The following is a 16048-nucleotide window of genomic DNA, read 5'->3' as shown; positions in this document are numbered from 1 at the left end:
ATGAACGACGCCGCCATCAGCGAAGACATTCCGGAGCGCTACATCGTCCCGGGCCTGGAGCGCGGCCTGCGGCTGCTCAGCCACTTCAGCCGCCAGAACCGCACGCTGTCGGCGCCCGAGTTCGCGCGCAAGATGGGCCTGCCCCGCTCCACCGTGTTCCGGCTGCTGACCACGCTGGAAGCGCTGGGTTTCATCGAGCGCACCGAGGGCGGCCGCAACTACCGGCTGGGCATGGCCGTGCTGAGCCTGGGCTTCGAATACCTGGCCTCGCTGGAACTGACCGAACTCGGATCGCCGCTGCTGCAGCGCCTGCGGGACGAGATCGGCTATTCCTGCAACCTGGTGGTGCGCGACGGCCGCTCCATCGTCTACGTCGCGAAGGTCTCGGCGCCCACGCTGTTCCCCAGCGCGGTCAACCTGGGCACGCGCCTGCCCGCGCACGCCACCGTGCTCGGCCGCGTGATGCTGACCGACCTGGACCGCCAGGAAATGGGCGAACTCTATCCCGACGAGGAGCTGGAGGTCTATTCGCCCAGCACGCCGCCCACGCTGACGGCGCTGCACGGCCTGCTGGCCCAGGACCGGACCAACGGCTATGCCATGGGCGCCGGCTTCTACGAACCCAGCATCACCAGCATCGCCACGCCGGTGCGCGACCATACCGGCCGCGTGATCGCGGCGCTGGGCGCCGCACTGCCGTCCTCGCGCGTCGAGCAAGCGCGCGTGTCCGAGCTGATCGGCCGGGTGCGCGGTACCGCCGACGAGCTGTCGCGCCTGCTCAACTATTCACCATCCCATTGACCGGGCAACGCATCGCCCAGGAGCCAACATGCTACGAATCACGATGATCGGGTCGGGGGCCATCGGCCTCTCCGTCCTGTCGCTGCTGAAGAACGATCCCGACGTGTCGATCGACAGCGTCATCGTCGCCCCCGACACGCTGGACCAGGCCCGCGAGCAGGTCGCCGCGATCGCTCCCCAGGCCCAGGTCGTGACCGGCCTGGCCGAAGTCGCCCAGCGCCCCGACCTGCTGGTCGAATGCGCCGGCCATGGCGCGCTGCGCGCGCACGTGCTGCCCGCGCTCGAACAAGGCATCCCCTGCGTGGTCGTCTCCATCGGCGCGCTGTCCGACGTCGAACTGGCGCGCCAGCTGGAAGAAGCGGCCAAGCGCGGCAAGACCCAGGTGCAGCTCCTGTCCGGCGCCATCGGCGGCATCGACGCGCTGGCCGCGGCCAGGATCGGCGGCCTGGATTCGGTGGTCTACACCGGCCGCAAGCCGGCCCTGGCCTGGAAGGACACGCCGGCCGATGGCCAGTTCAAGCTCGAGGCGCTGACCGAACCCACGGTGATCTTCGAAGGCCCCGCCGGCGAAGCCGCGCGGCTGTTCCCGAAGAACGCCAACGTCGCCGCCACGCTGTCGCTGGCCGGCCTCGGCCTGGACCGCACCCAGGTGCGCCTGATCGCCGATCCCACCAGCAAGGAAAACGTGCACAACGTGCAAGCCAGCGGCGCCTTCGGCAGCTTCGAGATCACCATGCGGGGCAAGCCGCTCGCGGCCAACCCCAAGACTTCCGCCCTGACTGTCTATAGCGTCGTGCGCGCCATCGGCAATCAGGCGCATGCAGTGGCCATATAACCCCCCCCTACGCGCTGACGCGCGCCCCCCAGGGGGCGATGCGGGTGGACCGGCAAAGCCGGATCCACCGCATCCTGGGGTAACAATAGGCAGACGGAGAACAGTGTTCTTCTTGTCGAGGCCTATATGCGAGAGGGTCGGAGGAGCAGATCCATCTCGCCCTGTCTGAAGCTCATTACTCGGCGTAAGACTGAGCTCGGTCAGGTTATTCAAGGCGGGAAAAACGCCATTTTCCGCCAGCCTGGTTTTACCCCTGGGCGCCGCGGATCCGGCTTTGCCGGTCCGCCAGCGCCGCCCCCTTGAGGGGGCGCCCGTCAGGGCGTAGGGGGTGGGCACTTATTGTCATGGAGTAGTAGTTCATCATGTTTAAGACTAGCACTCGCCTGGTTGCCGGCGCGCTGTTCGCGGCGGTCGCCACGGCTTCTTTCGCCCAGGCTCCCGCGGCCGACGACGCCGCCGCCAAGGCCTCGCTCAAGCACGGCCCGTTCCGCATCATCGCCCCGTTCCCGCCGGGCGGCCCCGTGGACGTGCTGGCCCGCCTGCTGGGCACCGGCCTGCAGAATGAATACGGCCAGAGCGCCGTCGTGGACAACCGTCCCGGCGCCAACGGCAACATCGGCATCGACGCGGTCAAGCGCGCCGCCGGCGACGGCCACACGCTGCTGGTCGTGCCGGCCGGCAACATGACCATCAACCCGACGCTGATGGCCAACCTGCCCTACAACGTCGACAAGGACTTCACCGCGGTCGCGATGATGGCCAAGGCGCCCAACGTGGTCGCCGTGTTCCCCTCGGTTCCCGCCAAGAACATCCAGGAACTGATCGCGCTGACCAAGTCCAAGCCCGGCACCATGGCCTACGGCTCGCCCGGCGTGGGCAGCGGCCTGCACCTGGCTGGCGAACTGTTCAAGGATGCCACCGGCGCCGACCTGCTGCACGTTCCCTACAAGGGCACGACCCAGGCACTGAACGACGCGCTGGGCGGCCAGATCCAGGTCATCTTCGGCGCGCTGCCGACCCTGATGCCCCAGATCAAGTCCGGCAAGCTGCGCGCGCTGGCCCTGACCGGCTCCGAGCGCTCGCCCATCATGCCCGAGATCCCCACCCTGGCCGAAGCCGGCGTGAAGGGCGTGAACGTGGTGTCCTGGTACGGCCTGTACGTGCCCAGCTCGACCCCGGCGAACGTGTCCGGCCAGCTGGCGCGCGACGTGACCAAGGTCTTGAGCAACCCCGCCACGCTGGAGACGCTGAAGGCCCAGGGCCTGGAGCTGTCGCCGCTGCGCCTGGACGCTTTCCGCAAGTTCCAGGCCGACGAGACCGCGACCTGGGAAAAGGTGATCAAGTCGCACAACATCACCGCCGGCTGACGAACGCCTCGGGGCCTGCGCCCCGCGCATGCATCACCGACGACCCCTCGCCCCGGCGAGGGGTCTTTTTTTCGCGTTGCGCCCGTCTCGCGCATCCAGATGGGTTGGGGTAGACTCGGCCATTTTTGCCCAGCCGTTCCGCACGGAACGGGCCATCGCCGCTCGAATCGGAAGCCTCTGGTTTCCGGGCTTTCGTAGTGCCCATCCCCTTGGTCGCAAGACTCTTTTCCAAGGAGCATCGACACCATGCAAGGCCTGCACCTTACCGCAGATCTTTATCATTGCGCCTGCGATACCGTCCTGATGACGGACGCCGAAACCCTGGCGCACCTTTGCCGCCGCCACACGCTCGACGCCGGACTCACCCTGGTCGACGAAAAGTGGCACACCTTTCCCGAGTTCCAAGGCCAGCCCGGCGGCGTGACGGGCATGCTGCTGCTGGCCGAATCGCACCTGGCCGTCCATACCTGGCCCGAACGCAACGGCGTGACGCTGGACGTCTACGTCTGCAATTTCCAGGAAGACAATTCGCGCAAGGCCGAGGCGCTCATGAAAGCGCTGGTGGAAGCCTTCCGGCCGAGCGACATGCAGCGCCAGCACCTGAGCCGCGGCGACGTCGACGGTCCGGCGGACGCGGGCGAACTGGTGTTCGAGGACGTCGCCGGCCAGGCATATTTCGGCTTTCGCTTCGATCGCCGCATCCTCAGCCGGCAGACCGCCTACCAAAGGCTGGAACTGCTGGAGTCCGCGACGCTGGGCCGCACCCTGCGGCTGGACGGCCGCTACATGACCTCCGAGGCCGAGGAATTCTTCTATCACGAGGCCCTGGTGCATCCCGCCGCCACGGCCCACCCCGCGCCGCGGTCCGCCCTGATCATAGGCGGCGGCGACGGCGGCGCGCTGGAGGAATTGCTCAAGCATCGCGGCATCGAACGGGCCACGCTGGTCGACCTGGACGGCGAGGTCATCGACGTGGCGCGCCGGTATCTGCAGAAGATCCATCGCGGTGCCCTGGACGATCCGCGCGCCACGGTGCTGGTCGAGAACGGCGTGGACTTCCTTGCGCGCACGTCCGACCGCTATGACCTGATCCTGCTCGACCTGACCGATCCGGACACGCCGGCAGGACCGCTCTATACCCCCGAGTTCTTCCGCCGCTGCAAGCATGCGCTGGCACCGGGCGGGGCCCTGGTGCTGCACATGGGTTCGCCCTTCCACCAGCCGGACCAGGTGCGCGAGCTGTGCGGGACGCTGCGCGGCCAGTTCGCGCACGTGCGGCCCTACGGCGTACACATCCCGCTATACGGCACCTACTGGGGCCTGGCGGTGGCTTCGGACGCGCTGGACCCGGACGCGGTGCCGGGCGAAACGATCCACGCGCGCCTGGAGGAACGCGGGGTCGACGACCTGGAGTACTACAACGCGCGGGTCCACGGCGCGCTGTTCGCGCTGCCGAACTACTACCGCCGGCTTACCCTGGACTGACGCGCGGGCTCCAGGCACCCATCATTGCCTGACCCACCCCGAGGCGGCAATGATGGGCTCCCACTGTGCCAGTTCCGTGGCGATGCGCTGCTGCAAGGCCGACGGCGGACCAGGCCGGGGATCGAACACCACCGCCGCCATGCGCTCGCGCACCTTGGGCACATCCAGCGCCTTGTTCAGCGCGGCATTGAAGCGGGCGACCAGCGGTTGCGGCGTTCCGGCCGGCGCGAACAGGCCCACCCAGAAATCCAGCCGCAGCGGATAACCGGACTCGGCCGCCGTGGGCACCTCGGGTAGCACGCCGGAGCGACGCTCGCCCGTCACGGCGATCACGCGCAGCTTGCCGGCGCGATGGAACTCCAGGAAATCGCCCAGTGCCGTGATGCCCGCCGCGATGTGTCTCCCGGCCAGGTCCTGCACCATGGGCACCGAACCGCGATAGGGCACCGCCGACAAGGGCAGCTTTTGCGACCTGGCCAGCGCGTCCAGCTGGAACTGCGGCTTGCTTCCCGGGGCTGAAACGCCCACGCCGCCGGCCGACGGATGCGCCTGCACGTGGCGCATCAGGTCGCGCAGGTCCTTGATACCGCTCGCTTGGCTGACGGCCAGCGCCCCCGCGTAGTCGGCCACCATGCCGACCGGCGCGAAGTCCGTCCGGCTGTCGAAGCCGGGCTTGGCCACGGTCAGCGGCACGATGACGGCGGTATGGTCGGGCGCGACCATCAACGTGCGGCCGTCCGGCGCGGCGCGCTTGAGCGCCTGGGCCGCCAGTTGTCCGCCCGCGCCGGCCAGGGTCTCGACCACCACGGGCACGCCCAGGTCGCCCTGCATCTGCTCGGCCACCAGCCGCGCGACCACATCGATGGTGCCGCCGGCGGGAAAGCCGACCAGTATCCTGACCGGCCCCGGCACCGCCGGCGCGGCGGCCGGAACGGCGCAGGGCAGCGCCAGCAGGGTGGCGGCAAGCAGGTGACGCACTACGCGCAGCGATGTCATGAAGCACTCCGGAAGGATGGCAACAGCACCTGGCGCGATACGCGCCGGGCATCGACTTCTATCTCGATATCGCACACCGGCGGCCGCACCCAGTGCCAGTCCAGCCCGCCCGCGAGCAGGCCGCGGCGCGCGAACTCCGACGCGATGGCCGGATACAGGTCATGGACGGTGTACAGGCTCATGTCCGTGACGTCGTGCGCCGACACGCCCAGCGCGTCGAAGCGCGATTGCAGGTCGCCCAGCGCGAAGCGCAGCTTGTCGATCAGCGCATCGGGCGAGGTTTCCCCCAACCGCACGATGCTTGCGCGGTAGTTGGGCCGGTCCGGACATTCGGCCGCGCCCGAGGTCACGAAATCGGCCGGGCCCTCCGTTTGCGCGGGCACGGTGTAGCTGAACGCGTAGAAACCCGGTTCGGCGGGCGCATCGGCTTCCGGGATCAGGTTGCACCGTGCGACGGGATTCGCATCGTCCTTGAACAACCCCCACTCGGCCAGCGGCTGCACGTAGCGGCGGTTGAAGGCGACGAACTCGGGTTCGCTCATGGGCGCGGGCGAGCGCAGCTCGCAGGCGCACAGCGCGGTAGGCGGCCGGCCCACGGCCGCCAGATGGTCGCGGATGCGGCCGAAGCCCTCGGCCAGCGGCACCGGCCGGGCAAAGCGCGCCCGCTCGATGGCATGGCCCGCGTCGGCGATGACGGCGGCGCTGTACTGGAATCCTCCGGGCAGGTAGCGATAGTTGCCGGGAGCGAATGCGATGAGTTCCGCCATGGATGAGAGCCCTTCGTAGAAGACATGCAACGCCGCATTTAATACGAATACGTAGTTTCTTGCGATCAGGAGAATCCCGGAAACGCCGGCGGCTGCTATTCGTCGAAACCCAGCATCTTGCGCAACAGGGCGGTGAGCTGCTCGCGCTCATCCTTGTCCAGCCGCTCGGCCAGCCGGGCCTGGTACCGGGGCGCGACGGCGACCGAGGCCGCCATGACCTCGCGGCCGATTTCCGTCAGGTCCAGGCAGAAGGTCCGCCGGTCGGTTTCCGAGCGGCGGCGGACCAGGTAGCCCTTGGCGGTCGTGCGCGCCACTAGATCGCTACATGTGTTCAGGTCCAGCCCAATGGCCTGCGCGACCTGGCTTTGCGAGGCGCCCGGCATCTGGTGGACGGCCACCAGCAGCGCCATCTGGCGCGACGTCGCGCCCTCGTCGGACATGCTGGCGAACAGGGCCTCGGCCTCGAAGTGGGCGCGGCGCAGCAGATGGGGAAGATGGCGGCGCAGGTCGAAAGGCTTGGGGGTTCTCAGGGCGGGCCTCCGGGCGGAAATGCGGATGCATTGTAGAGGACGGGTCCCGGCGTTCGCGCCGTCATGCCGGACGCCACGGCGGCCGGGGCCGGAAGGCCTTCTTCAGCATGTCGACGAACAGCCGGGCGCGCGCCGAGGCGATGCGCGACTGCGGCACCAGCGCCGTCACGTCGGCGTCGGGCAGCCGGTGGCGCGGCAGCAGCGCCACCAGCGATCCATCGGCCACGGCGGCGGCCACGTCCCATTCCGAGCGCACCATGATGCCGCGGCCGGCCAGGCACCACTGGCGGATGACCTCGCCGTCGTTGCTTTCCATGGCGGGATGCACGCGCACCGTATGCAGGCGGGGCTCGCCCCTTCCTTCACGCTGCGTGAAGCGCCACAGCGTCACGTCCTCGTCGTTCTCGCGCAGCACCAGGCAGGCGTGCCGCGCCAGGTCGGCGGGGCTTTCGATGGCGGGCGCGCCGCGCAGATAGGCCGGCGCGGCGCACAGCACGCGCCGGTTGGGCGCCAGCCGGTGCGCCACCCAGCGCGAGTCGGGTATCTCGCCGATGCTGACCAGCACGTCGAAGGCATCGCGTCCATGCACGGGCTGGCTGGGCAGCATGAGGTTGTCGGACAGGAAGAGCTGGACCTCGACCTGCGGATGGCCGGCGCGAAACGCGTCCAGCAGCGGCGCGAGGTGCTGGCGGCCGAAGCCGAACGGGCCGTGCACCTTCAGCTTGCCCGCCACCACCTGGCTGCGCTGCTGCAAGGCTTCCTCGATGGCCTGCATGCGCTCGATGACCCCGGTGGCGTGCTGGGCCAGCAGGTGCCCCTCGTGCGTCAGCTGCAGGCGGCGCGTGGTGCGCATCGCCAGGCGCACGCCCAGCCGCGCCTCGAGCTGGCCGAGGCGCTTGGTGACCGCGGGCGGGGTGACGTTTTCCTCGCGCGCCAGGGCGGCCAGGCTGCCTACCCGGTCCAGCGCCAGGATGAAGCGCAGGTCGTCGATGTCCAGCTTCATTATTAACCTTTTGGTGAATGAAGAAATTCTATTCCATTAACCACAGCCGGCCGCGCGACTCCTAAACTGGCCATCATTGATCAACCTTTTCCGGATCGCCATGACACGCCAATACGATTTCGTCCTGTTCGACCTGCTGACCGCGCTGCTCGACTCCTGGACCCTGTGGAACAGCGCGGCCGGCGGCGAGGAAGCGGGCCGTGCCTGGCGCGCCGCCTACCTGAAGCGAACCTATGCCTGCGGCGCCTACCGGCCGTACGAGACCCTGGTGCGGGAAGCCGCGGCCGAGACCGGCCTGCCGCTGGCCGCCGCCGACGCGCTCGAGGAACGCTGGGCCGAACTCGCCCCCTGGGACGGCGTGGCGACGGTGCTGGAAAGCCTGCGCGGCACGCACCGGCTGGGCGTGGTCACCAATTGCTCGGAGCGGCTGGGCCGACTGGCCGCCGGCCTCCTGGACGTCTCCATGGACGTGGTCGTGACCTCCGAACGGGCCGGCTACTACAAACCCGACCCCCGCCCTTATCGCCTGGCCCTGCAGGAACTGGGCGCCCAGCCCGGCAACACGCTGTTCGTGGCCGGATCCGGCTACGACCTGTTCGGCACCTCGGCCGTCGGCATGGACACCTTCTGGCACAACCGCGTGGGCCTGGCGCTACCCGAGGGCGCGCCGGCCGCGCGCCAGGAAGCGCGCGGCATCCTGCCGGTGCTGGAACTCGCCAACAGCCCCCGGCGCGGCTGACAACCCCCAACGCCGCCGGACCTTTCCCCTTCCAGGAGTCCCCATGAAAATCGCCGCCATTGCCGCGGGGGCGCTGTTCGCGCTCGCCGCCACCTCTTCCGCCTGCGCCCAGGCCTGGCCCGAGAAGCCCATCACCCTGATCATGCCCTTCCCCGCGGGCGGCCCCAGCGACGCGCTGGGGCGGGCCGTGGCGGCCAAGCTGGGGCCGCGGCTGGGCGTCTCGGTCGTGGTCGAGAACGTGGGCGGCGCCGGCGGCTCGATCGGCATGCAGAAGCTGGCCCGCGCCGCCGCCGACGGCTATACCATAGGCTTCGGCACCATAGGCACGCATGCGGCCAACATGATCATGTATCGCAAGCCGCTGTACGACGCACGCAAGGATTTCGAACCCCTGGGCCAGGTCGGGTCGGCGCCGTTGCTGCTGCTGGTCAGGCAGAGCCTGCCGGTCAACGATTTCCCGCAGTTCGCCGACTACCTCCAGGCCCACAAGGCCACGATGTCGTACGGCAGCGCGGGCGTGGGCTCGATCGCGCACCTGGCCTGCCTGCTGCTGCTGAGCGACATGAAGGCCGAGGTCATGCACGTGCCCTACAAGGGCGTGGCGCCCGCCATGACCGGACTGATGGGCGGCGAGACCGACTTCATGTGCGACCAGACCACCACCTCGCTGGCTCAAGCGGCCAGCGGACGCGTGCGGGCCGTGGCCGTGCTGACGCGCGAGCCCTTCCCCGGCCTGCCCAAGGTCGCCACGGCGCAAAGCAGCGGCAGGACCGCCATCGACTTCCGCTCGTGGAACGCGCTGTTCGCGCCGCGCGGCACGCCGCCCGCCATCGTGGACAAGCTCAACGCCGCCATCAACGACGCCCTGGCCGACCCCGCGCTGGTCAAGCAGATGCGCGACGTAGGCGTGGAGTTCCCCGCCCGCGCCGACAATACGCCCGGCCGCCTCGCCCGGCTGGTGGACAGCGAGATCTCCCGCCTGCGCCCCATACTCGAGGCCAAGAACGTCTATATCGATTGAACCCAGGCACATCATGCAACTGAACGAACTCGAAACCCCGGTCCTGGTGCTGGACCGGAACAGGATGGACCGCAACATCGCGCGGCTACGCGAGCGGCTGGCGCCCTTCGGCGTCGCGCTACGGCCGCACGTCAAGACCAACAAGTCCGCCGACGTCGCGCGGCGCCTGGGCCCGCCCGGCACGCCCATCACCGTCTCCACGCTGAAGGAAGCCGAATACTTCCTGGACCACGGCTGGACCGACATCCTCTATGCCGTGGGCATCGTGCCGTCCAAGCTGCCGCACGTGGAGCGCCTGGCACGGCGGGGCGCCAGGCTGACGCTCATCCTGGACAACGCCGAGGCGGCGGCGGCCACCAGCGCCTACGCGCGCGACCATGGCCTGCAACTGCCCGTGCTAATCGAGATCGACACCGACGGACACCGGTCCGGCGTCAAGCCCGAAGACCCCGTGCTGCTGGACATCGCCGCCCGCCTGTCCGCGCGCGAAGGCGAGGGCGCCTGGGTCGCGGGTGTGCTGGCCCATGCCGGCGATTCCTACAACTGCCGCTCCACCGAGGCCATCGCCGCCATGGCCGAGCAGGAGCGCGCGAGCGCGGTCCGAGCCGCGCAACGCCTGCGCGAGGCCGGCCACGCGGCGCCGGTGGTCAGCGTCGGCAGCACCCCCACCGCGCATTTCGCCCGCTCGCTGGACGGCGTCACCGAGGTGCGGGCCGGGGTGTTCGTGTTCTTCGACCTGGTCATGAACGGTCTGGGTGTCTGCCGGACCGACGACATCGCCCTGTCCGTGCTGTGCACCGTGATCGGCCATCAAGAGGAAAAGGGCTGGCTGATCACCGACGCGGGCTGGATGGCCATGTCGCGCGACCGCGGCACGGCCAGGCAGCCGGTGGACCAGGGCTATGGCCTGGTGTGCGACCTGGAAGGCCGGCCGCTGCAGGACCTGGTCATGATCGACGCGAACCAGGAACACGGCATCGTCCGCCACCGCACCGACCCCGCCACCACGCCCATGCTGCCGGTGGGCACCCTGCTGCGCATCCTGCCCAACCACGCCTGCGCCACCGCCGCCCAGCACGGCGCCTATGCCGTCGTGGCCGGCGGAACCGGCGTCGAAGCCCACTGGCCGCGCTTCGGGGGCTGGTGATGCGCGCCATCGCGTTCCCGGCCGTGGCGGACCTGGCCGCCCCGCGCGGCCATTACTCGCACGTGGCTACGGGCGGCGGCCTGGCCTTCGTATCCGGACAACTGCCGCTGGACGCCGCGGGCGATCCGCGCGCCGACCTGCTGCTGGACGAGCAGGCCGCCCTGGCATTGCACAACGTCGAAGCGGCGCTGGCCGCGGCGGGCTGCGGCTGGCGCGACGTGATGAAGGTCACGGTCTACCTGGCCGGGGTCGAACACTGGCCGGCCTTCGACCAGGCCTATCGCCGGGTGCTGGGCGATGCCCGGCCGGCGCGGGCGGTCGTGCCCGTGCCGGCGCTGCACTACGGCGTGCGGGTGGAAGTCGAGGCAGTGGCCCTGCAGCCCACGCCGTAGCTCCCCGTCAATCCAGCACGATATTGGCCTCGGCCGCGATCCGGCGGAACTTGGCGATGTCCTGCACGACCTGCCTGGCCAGGACGTCGGCCGGTTCAACCTGCACGTTCAGGCCGATGTCGTAGGCCTTGGCGCGAAAGGCCTCGTCCCTGGCCAGGGCCTGCGTCGCACGCGCCAGCCGCTCCACCACGCCGGGCGGCGTGCCGGCCGGCGCCATCAGGCCCTGCCACCAGGTCATGTCGTAGCCCTTCAGGCCCGCCTCATCCACCGTGGGCACGCCGGGCAGACGCGGATCGCGCGCGATCCCGGTGGTGGCGATGGCCTTGACCTTGCCCGCATCGACATGGGGCTTGGCCGCGCCGTCATGGGTACAGCTGACCTGCCCGGCAATCACGTCCTGCAACGCCGGGCCGCTGCCGCGATAGGGCACGTGCACGATCTTCACGCCTGCCATCACGTTGAACAGTTCGCTGGAGAAATGATTGCCCGTGCCGGGACCGGCGCTGGCGTAGCTGAGCTTGCCCGGATGGGCCTTGGCGTAGGCCACGAGCTCGGCCACCGTACTGGCCGGCACCGAAGGGTGGCAGACGATGGTGCTGGCGTACCAGAACAGCTTCGCGATGGGCGTGAAGTCCTTGACCGGGTCGAACGGCAGCGAGGCCGCCGTGGCCGGCAGGGTGCCGTGCGTGATCGAGTTGGCGTACAGCAGGGTGTAGCCGTCGGGCGCGGCGCGCGCCGCCTCCGAGGCCCCGATGCGGGTGCCGCCTCCGCCCTTGTTCTCCACGTACACCGTCTGGCCCAGCAGCTCGCCCAGCTTCTGCGCGACCAGCCGCGCGGAAACGTCGGTCACGCCGCCTGGCGCATAGGGCACGATCAGCTTGATGGGCTTGGCCGGATACGGCTGCGCATCCGCCCGCCCGGCGGCCAGCGCCAGGCCCGCGGCAAACAACGCGGCCAGGTGCCGCCTGCGGCCTGGCACGACAAGTCCTTGCTTCATCTCCACTCCTCCTTTTGCCGCGCGGCCTCTCTGCGGAGGCTGGCGGATCCTGGTTCAGGCGCGCTCGGCGTCGAACGTGATGTTGACCTTGCGAAAGGCCTCGACCACCTCGGGGCCGAAGCGGCGGTTCACCTCCTCGCCCACCGTGGGGGAATAGACGACGGTATCGCTCATCCGCTCCTGCCCCTGGATGATGACGAACAGCCGCGCGGTTTCCTTGCCGGTATTGCGGAAGGCGCGCATCGCGCCGGTGGGCACGCCGACCAGGTCGCAGGCGCGCACCGGCAGGCGGTACTCGTCCTCGAAGCCCCAGGTGATATCCCATTCGCCATCCAGCACGAAGAACGATTCCTGCGTGTCGAAATGCGCGTGCGGCAGCGGCCCGTCGTCCGGCACGCATTCGGCGATCGCCACGTACAGGCCGGGGCCGCCCTTGAGCGGCGCATCCTGCGAGCGGCCGACGTGTCCCTCCGGCACCAGCAGCGGGAACACGGAACTGGCGGTCAGCCATTCGGTGGCCTCGGCCGGGATGGCGCTGCGCGCGTTCAGGGCGCGCTTGTACGGAACCAGCGTGGCGAAGCGGGTCACGCGCTGCGCCATGGTATCCGGATCGGCCTCCCGTCCGCGCCCCGGCTCGACCCGCGCATTCAGCGCGGCCAGCTCCCGCGCATCGACCGCCGCGGGCAACGGCCCGGGGAATATCGCGGGATAGGCGCAATCGGGTTCGCCGTTGAGCAGCATCAGCGCCTTGGCACCGTCCGCGCCATGGCAGGAAACCTCGTGCAGCACGTCGGCGGGTATCGACAGCATGTCGAAGCGCGCCAGGCGGATCTCATGCGCCAGGTCGGGACCGAAGCGCACGCGCAGCGCGCCCGCCAGGCACAGGATGTTCTCCATGGCGTCGGGGTTGCGGTAGGGCAGCGAACCCCGGCCCGCGTCCCATGCCGCATAGCCGGTGCAGGCGCGGGCGGGACTGGGTACGCGGGGTCCGGCGAAGCGGCCGCGCGTGTTGCGGGCGCCCATCAAGGACACCAGCTGCCCGCCCCACAGCGCACGCACGGCGTCGGCGCGCGCGCCTTCGCGCTCCGCGCGGGCATAGTCGTCGAACCGCGCCGTGCGGGCGCCCATGGCTTCGTACGAGACATCCAGGGTTTTCATCCAGGCTCCATCAAGAGGGAAGAAAGCCGGCCGCGGCCGGCTAGCAGGCGGCGCGCAGCCGCGAGACGAGAAAGGCGGCGGCATCGTCCAACCGCTCGCCGGAAAGTTCCAGGTGGGGGCCGGGATAGGCCACCAGCCGCTTGTCGGCGCTGCCCAGGGCGTCGAACAACCCGGCCGTGCCCTCGCGATCGAAGACTTCGTCGTCCCACTGCTGGGTGAACCACACCGGGATGCGCAGTTGCCGCGCGGCCGGCGCCAGGTGCTCGCTGGCGGGATAAGAGGTGCCCCACAACCCCAGCACGGCGGCGCGCACCCGGCCGTCCGCGGCCAGGTAGGGCAGCCCGTAGGCGGTGCCCATGGAAACGCCGATGTAGCCCACGGGCCGGCCCGTCAGCGCCGGCCACGCCAGCAAGGCATCCAGAAAGGCGCGCCAGTCGGCCGTCATGCCGTCGCGCGCGAAACCCTCGCGCCACGCGGCGCGGAAATCGGCCTTCGCCGCGCCCGGATCGCGCGAGCCGTCGGCGCGGCGCTCGCCATGCACCGGACCGTCGATGGCGGCGACCGCATAGCCCTCGGGCAACAGGCGGTCGCGAATGGCGAGCACGGCCGTCGATTCCTTATGGCCGCTGCCGCCATGACAGGCCAGGACCAGCCCGGCACAGGAGGTCTCGGGCAGCCAGGCGATGCCCGGCACGGCGCGGCCCTGGACGGCAAGCCGCAGCCGCTCTTCCCGCCACGGGCGGTCCACAGGAGAAATCAGGTGATCTTGCATGCCGGCGATTACAGCAAGCCGGCCCGGTGCGGCACAATCGCGCGCCGCCGATACCGCTATTGAGAACCGTCGATCGCCGCGTCCTGCCGCAGCTGCGCGGCCACGTCGCGCATCACGCCGCGCAGCCAGATGTGCGCGGGCTCGCGGTGCACGCGCTCGTGCCAGAGCATGCTCAGGTCGGCGCGGTCGGTGTCGAAGGGCAGGGGCAGGATCTGCAGCGGCAGGGTGCGTGCCGCGTCGCAGGCGATGCGCTGCGGCACGATGGCCAGCATGTCGGTCACCGCCACCACGTCGGCCGACAGCAGCACGTTGGGCACCCGCAGCCCGACGTCGCGGGCCAGGCCGCGACGCTCCAGGATGTCGTCCACCATGACCTCGATGGTCGGATAGGGCACCGGCCCCGTCCCCCACACCACGTGCGGATAGGCCAGGAACTGTTCCAGCGTGAGCGCCCCCCGGATGCCGGCATGGCCGGCCGCCGCGATACAGACGATGCTTTGCGGATACAGCACGGTCTGGTGCAGGTCCTGCGGCACCTGCCGGACATAGCCGATGACGAGATCGCCTTCGGCGTCGCGCAGGTATTCGTGGGTGCGGCGGATGTCCACCGGCCGCGAGGTAAAGCGCAGCCGCGGCGCCTCGCGCCGGGCGCGGGCCATCAGGCCGGGCAGGAACTGGCGCGCCACGCCCTCGGAGGCCAGGATGCGGAAATGCCCCTCGGCCACCTCGGGCACGAACTCGTCGGTGCCACGCGTGGCCGCGTCGATCAGCTCCAGCGCCTCGTGTACCTTGCGGGCCAGCTCCACGCCCCGCGCGGTGGGTTCCATGCCCGACGAGGTCTTGACCAGCAGCGGATCATGGAAGATCTCGCGCAGCCGGGCCAGCGCGCTCGACATGGCCGACTGGCCGATACCGACCCGCTCGGCCGCGCGCGTCACGTGCCGCTCGCGCATCAGGGCATCGAGGTAGGTCAGCAACTGGAGGTTGATCCGCTTGTGGTCGGACATGCGCGAACCCGAGGAGCCATCAGAAGCCTGCCATTGTAGGGGCCGGGCGCTCGGATCAGCGCCCCGCCAGCCTCGCGGCCGGACGCGACAGGCTCCCGTCGCGCAGCCATTCCAGGGCCAGCGGCCACAGCAGGTCCTGGTAGTCGCTGTGGAAAAACGCGAAGTGCCCGATCGCCTTGCTGCCTACCTCCTCGGGCGCGATGCGCAGGTGCGTGCGTTCGCTGTGCGTGAAGTAGCCCAGGGCGCGTTCGATGGCCGCCACCGTGCCGAAGGGGTCGTCGGTCAGGCTGATCGCCAGGATGCCGGCCCGCGCCGTGGCGGCCGGCAGGGGGCCGCCGCCGAAGACCCGGCGGGCGCTGGGCCGGTCCTCGTAGCGCGGCGTGGGCGCGCTCCAGTCCAGCGCGACGCCGGCGGGCGTGTCCTCCAGCCAGCCCAGCCTGCGGCCGGGAAAGTATCCACAGGCCCGCGTCAGCAGCGGCATGGCCAGATGCCACTTGGCCGCCATGCGCCAGCGCACGGCGGCGGCATAGTCGCGCCAGTACGCGAACTGGGCGCCCACCGTGACCATGCGGCCGATCCGGGAACAGGAGGCGGCCAGCGCGGGGGCCCAGCCGCCGAAGCTGTGCCCGACGACATGGATATCGCGGCCCGGCCACATGGCGGCGGCATAACGCAGCACGGCCTCGCAGTCCCGCGCCCCCCAGTCGGTCCAGCTTGCCTGGAAGCCGCGCAGGCGGTCGGGGCGCGATTCGCCTATGCCCCGGTAATCGTAGGCGACGACGTCCATGCCGTTGTCGTGCAGGTATTGGGCGAAGCGGAAGTAGTAGCGGCACTTGACCGAGGTGGCCGCGTTGACGATCACCACCGGCCTCGTCGTCGCGCCCACGTCGATGCCGCGCCAGACGAAGCCGCCCAGCGGATAGCCGTCGTCCGCATGGATGACGACGGGCAGCGCGGCGGCGGGCCGGTCGAAGCCGGCGGGCGGGGGCTTGGGCAGGGCGCTCATGGTGGCTTGCGATCGAACGATCGCC

At 70.0% G+C, this 16048-nt stretch carries 17 protein-coding genes; 8 read left to right on the top strand and 9 right to left on the bottom strand.

Going from position 1 to position 16048, the window contains the following annotated elements; genetic code table 11:
- From WKR98_RS05765 to speE, 4 genes are all read left to right on the top strand, one after another.
- Positions 1–801: an IclR family transcriptional regulator gene (locus WKR98_RS05765; protein ID WP_124687237.1), complete on the top strand. Its 801-nt coding sequence runs from the start codon at positions 1–3 to the stop codon at positions 799–801.
- Between the two features lie 28 nt (positions 802–829).
- Positions 830–1636: an aspartate dehydrogenase gene (locus WKR98_RS05760; RefSeq protein ID WP_124687236.1), complete on the top strand. Its 807-nt coding sequence runs from the start codon at positions 830–832 to the stop codon at positions 1634–1636.
- Between the two features lie 362 nt (positions 1637–1998).
- Positions 1999–3003: a Bug family tripartite tricarboxylate transporter substrate binding protein gene (locus tag WKR98_RS05755; protein ID WP_124687235.1), complete on the top strand. Its 1005-nt coding sequence runs from the start codon at positions 1999–2001 to the stop codon at positions 3001–3003.
- Between the two features lie 246 nt (positions 3004–3249).
- On the top strand, positions 3250–4488 hold the full coding sequence (speE, locus tag WKR98_RS05750; RefSeq protein ID WP_341432344.1) for a polyamine aminopropyltransferase: 1239 nt from the start codon (positions 3250–3252) through the stop codon (positions 4486–4488).
- A 21-nt stretch (positions 4489–4509) separates the two neighbouring features.
- On the opposite strand, the gene WKR98_RS05745 is transcribed toward speE, so the two are convergent.
- From WKR98_RS05745 to WKR98_RS05730, 4 genes are all read right to left on the bottom strand, one after another.
- Positions 4510–5484, bottom strand: a complete 975-nt coding sequence (locus tag WKR98_RS05745; RefSeq protein ID WP_341432343.1) for a tripartite tricarboxylate transporter substrate-binding protein — start codon at positions 5482–5484, stop codon at positions 4510–4512.
- The gene (gene cnbZ / locus WKR98_RS05740) at positions 5481–6251 is read right to left on the bottom strand and encodes a 2-amino-5-chloromuconate deaminase CnbZ (protein ID WP_341432342.1); all 771 of its coding nucleotides are present in this window, start codon (positions 6249–6251) and stop codon (positions 5481–5483) included. The genes WKR98_RS05745 and cnbZ overlap by 4 nt, the downstream gene beginning before the upstream one ends.
- Positions 6252–6346: 95 nt before the next feature.
- Positions 6347–6691: a MarR family winged helix-turn-helix transcriptional regulator gene (locus WKR98_RS05735; protein ID WP_341432341.1), complete on the bottom strand. Its 345-nt coding sequence runs from the start codon at positions 6689–6691 to the stop codon at positions 6347–6349.
- Between the two features lie 151 nt (positions 6692–6842).
- Positions 6843–7784, bottom strand: a complete 942-nt coding sequence (locus WKR98_RS05730; RefSeq protein ID WP_124687230.1) for a LysR family transcriptional regulator — start codon at positions 7782–7784, stop codon at positions 6843–6845.
- Between the two features lie 100 nt (positions 7785–7884).
- Between WKR98_RS05730 and WKR98_RS05725 the strand changes: the two genes are divergently transcribed.
- Genes WKR98_RS05725 through WKR98_RS05710 form a run of 4 tightly spaced genes read left to right on the top strand, consistent with a single transcriptional unit; the run spans position 7885 to position 11083 of the window.
- Positions 7885–8523 (top strand): HAD family hydrolase, encoded by a 639-nt coding sequence (locus WKR98_RS05725; protein WP_124687229.1) that lies wholly within the window; start codon positions 7885–7887, stop codon positions 8521–8523.
- Positions 8524–8566: 43 nt separating this feature from the next.
- Positions 8567–9544 carry a tripartite tricarboxylate transporter substrate-binding protein gene (locus WKR98_RS05720; RefSeq protein WP_341432340.1) on the top strand — a complete coding sequence of 326 codons (978 nt, stop codon included), beginning with the start codon at positions 8567–8569 and terminating at the stop codon, positions 9542–9544.
- Positions 9545–9557: 13 nt separating this feature from the next.
- Positions 9558–10691 carry a DSD1 family PLP-dependent enzyme gene (locus WKR98_RS05715; protein WP_341432339.1) on the top strand — a complete coding sequence of 378 codons (1134 nt, stop codon included), beginning with the start codon at positions 9558–9560 and terminating at the stop codon, positions 10689–10691.
- Positions 10691–11083, top strand: coding sequence for a RidA family protein (locus WKR98_RS05710; protein ID WP_341432338.1), 393 nt, complete (start codon positions 10691–10693; stop codon positions 11081–11083). The genes WKR98_RS05715 and WKR98_RS05710 overlap by 1 nt, the downstream gene beginning before the upstream one ends.
- Before the next feature lie 7 nt (positions 11084–11090).
- Here the strand turns inward: WKR98_RS05710 and WKR98_RS05705 are convergent, their stop codons facing one another.
- From WKR98_RS05705 to WKR98_RS05685, 5 genes are read right to left on the bottom strand one after another with little or no spacing between them, the layout of a single operon-like run.
- Complete coding sequence (locus tag WKR98_RS05705; RefSeq protein WP_341432337.1) at positions 11091–12080, bottom strand: Bug family tripartite tricarboxylate transporter substrate binding protein; 990 nt, start codon at positions 12078–12080, stop codon at positions 11091–11093.
- A gap of 54 nt (positions 12081–12134) precedes the next feature.
- A complete protein-coding gene (locus WKR98_RS05700; RefSeq protein WP_341432336.1) occupies positions 12135–13238 on the bottom strand; it encodes a cupin domain-containing protein in 1104 nt (367 codons plus the stop codon).
- A 40-nt stretch (positions 13239–13278) separates the two neighbouring features.
- Complete coding sequence (locus tag WKR98_RS05695) at positions 13279–14010, bottom strand: alpha/beta hydrolase (protein ID WP_341432335.1); 732 nt, start codon at positions 14008–14010, stop codon at positions 13279–13281.
- Positions 14011–14066: 56 nt separating this feature from the next.
- Entirely contained in the window at positions 14067–15017 is a 951-nt protein-coding gene (locus WKR98_RS05690; protein WP_341432334.1) for a LysR family transcriptional regulator, read from the bottom strand.
- A gap of 55 nt (positions 15018–15072) precedes the next feature.
- Positions 15073–16023: an alpha/beta hydrolase family protein gene (locus tag WKR98_RS05685; RefSeq protein ID WP_341432333.1), complete on the bottom strand. Its 951-nt coding sequence runs from the start codon at positions 16021–16023 to the stop codon at positions 15073–15075.
- Positions 16024–16048 lie beyond the last annotated feature (25 nt).

This window comes from Pigmentiphaga sp. YJ18 (assembly GCF_038066655.1).
Taxonomy (GTDB): Bacteria; Pseudomonadota; Gammaproteobacteria; order Burkholderiales; family Burkholderiaceae_B; genus Pigmentiphaga.
The sequence above is the reverse complement of the archived record's forward strand: the minus strand, read 5'-3'. Positions and strand labels throughout refer to the sequence as shown.

What these genes read in the sequence shown, in the direction of transcription:
- WKR98_RS05765 (WP_124687237.1), top strand. Translation starts at nt 1, where the DNA reads ATGAACGACGCCGCCATCAGCGAAGACATTCCGGAGCGCTACATCGTC.
- WKR98_RS05760 (WP_124687236.1), top strand. Translation starts at nt 830, where the DNA reads ATGCTACGAATCACGATGATCGGGTCGGGGGCCATCGGCCTCTCCGTC.
- WKR98_RS05755 (WP_124687235.1), top strand. Translation starts at nt 1,999, where the DNA reads ATGTTTAAGACTAGCACTCGCCTGGTTGCCGGCGCGCTGTTCGCGGCG.
- speE (WP_341432344.1), top strand. Translation starts at nt 3,250, where the DNA reads ATGCAAGGCCTGCACCTTACCGCAGATCTTTATCATTGCGCCTGCGAT.
- WKR98_RS05745 (WP_341432343.1), bottom strand. Translation starts at nt 5,484, where the DNA reads ATGACATCGCTGCGCGTAGTGCGTCACCTGCTTGCCGCCACCCTGCTG.
- cnbZ (WP_341432342.1), bottom strand. Translation starts at nt 6,251, where the DNA reads ATGGCGGAACTCATCGCATTCGCTCCCGGCAACTATCGCTACCTGCCC.
- WKR98_RS05735 (WP_341432341.1), bottom strand. Translation starts at nt 6,691, where the DNA reads ATGTCCGACGAGGGCGCGACGTCGCGCCAGATGGCGCTGCTGGTGGCC.
- WKR98_RS05730 (WP_124687230.1), bottom strand. Translation starts at nt 7,784, where the DNA reads ATGAAGCTGGACATCGACGACCTGCGCTTCATCCTGGCGCTGGACCGG.
- WKR98_RS05725 (WP_124687229.1), top strand. Translation starts at nt 7,885, where the DNA reads ATGACACGCCAATACGATTTCGTCCTGTTCGACCTGCTGACCGCGCTG.
- WKR98_RS05720 (WP_341432340.1), top strand. Translation starts at nt 8,567, where the DNA reads ATGAAAATCGCCGCCATTGCCGCGGGGGCGCTGTTCGCGCTCGCCGCC.
- WKR98_RS05715 (WP_341432339.1), top strand. Translation starts at nt 9,558, where the DNA reads ATGCAACTGAACGAACTCGAAACCCCGGTCCTGGTGCTGGACCGGAAC.
- WKR98_RS05710 (WP_341432338.1), top strand. Translation starts at nt 10,691, where the DNA reads ATGCGCGCCATCGCGTTCCCGGCCGTGGCGGACCTGGCCGCCCCGCGC.
- WKR98_RS05705 (WP_341432337.1), bottom strand. Translation starts at nt 12,080, where the DNA reads ATGAAGCAAGGACTTGTCGTGCCAGGCCGCAGGCGGCACCTGGCCGCG.
- WKR98_RS05700 (WP_341432336.1), bottom strand. Translation starts at nt 13,238, where the DNA reads ATGAAAACCCTGGATGTCTCGTACGAAGCCATGGGCGCCCGCACGGCG.
- WKR98_RS05695 (WP_341432335.1), bottom strand. Translation starts at nt 14,010, where the DNA reads ATGCAAGATCACCTGATTTCTCCTGTGGACCGCCCGTGGCGGGAAGAG.
- WKR98_RS05690 (WP_341432334.1), bottom strand. Translation starts at nt 15,017, where the DNA reads ATGTCCGACCACAAGCGGATCAACCTCCAGTTGCTGACCTACCTCGAT.
- WKR98_RS05685 (WP_341432333.1), bottom strand. Translation starts at nt 16,023, where the DNA reads ATGAGCGCCCTGCCCAAGCCCCCGCCCGCCGGCTTCGACCGGCCCGCC.